The following is a 1107-nucleotide window of genomic DNA, read 5'->3' on the forward strand; positions in this document are numbered from 1 at the left end:
TAGGTGCCCTGCACGATGCCCTGGGAGCCGATGTAGATCCACGAGCCGGCGGTCATCTGGCCGTACATCATCAGGCCCTTGCGATCCAGCTCGTTGAAGTGCTCCCAGTTGGCCCAGGCCGGCACCAGGTTGGAATTGGCGATCAGCACGCGCGGCGCGTCCTTGTGAGTCTCGAAGACGCCCACCGGCTTGCCGGACTGCACCAACAGGGTCTGGGTATCCTCCAGGCGCTGCAGGGTCTCGACTATCTTGTCGTAGCACTCCCAGTCGCGAGCAGCGCGGCCAATGCCGCCATACACCACCAGGTCCTCGGGGCGCTCGGCCACGTCGGGGTGCAGGTTGTTCATCAGCATGCGCAGCGGGGCCTCGGTGAGCCAGCTCTTGCAGCTGCGCTCAGTACCGGTGGGCGCGGCGATCTTGCGGGAGGGGTCGTGACGCTTGTCTTGCTGGGTCATGGCGTGTTGCCTCAGAAGTCTTGATGAGTTGTCGTGGTCGTGGAGCCGTCGGCTCTCAGTCATTCAGGGTCAGCAGATGCACCAGGCGAGCGGCCGCCTTGGCGGTGCGGCCGTCGATATCACGGCCGGGGTTGAGCTCCGCCAGGTCGGCCAGGCGCAGCTTGCCGCTATCTCGAATGGTCTCGATCAGCGGCTCGATCAGGGCGAGCGACACGCCACGGGCGGCCGGGGCACTCACCCCGGGAGCCTCTGCGGCAGGCAGCACGTCTAGATCGATGGTCAGGTAGAGGTGGTCGCAGTGATCAGCGAATGTCTTTACATCCTGCAAAAGAGCGGTAAGTCGCGTGGCATCAAACTCCCGGTCTTCTCGCACCAGGACGTTCAGCTGGGCAGCGCGCTGGAAAAGCGCCCGAGTGTTGGCAGCTCGGCTGACGCCCAGACAGGCGTACTGAAACGGCCAGCCACGCTGAGCACAGTCGTTGGCAATTTGGGCAAACGGCGTGCCTGATGAGCGCACATAGCTCGGATTGCGCAGATCGAAATGAGCATCCAGGTTGATGATGCCTACGCGCGGCGCCTGCTCATCGCTGGCTGCCAGGTATTGGGCAAGCCCCGACCAGCTCGCATAGGCCACCTCATGACCGCCACCCAG

General features: G+C 64.0%; 1 protein-coding gene and 1 pseudogene. Both read right to left on the reverse strand.

Annotated features, from left to right (window positions below):
- Nucleotides 1-455, reverse strand: a pseudogene (locus Q673_RS0118215) (urocanate hydratase); the annotation flags it as partial.
- 55 nt (nt 456-510) lie between these two features.
- Nucleotides 511-1107, reverse strand: a 597-nt coding sequence (locus tag Q673_RS0118220) for a formimidoylglutamase (protein ID WP_031217833.1), incomplete at its 5' end; no start/stop codon positions are given.

Origin of the sequence: Halomonas sp. PBN3, assembly GCF_000475415.1 — a bacterium.
Lineage (GTDB): Bacteria > Pseudomonadota > Gammaproteobacteria > Pseudomonadales > Halomonadaceae > Halomonas > Halomonas shengliensis.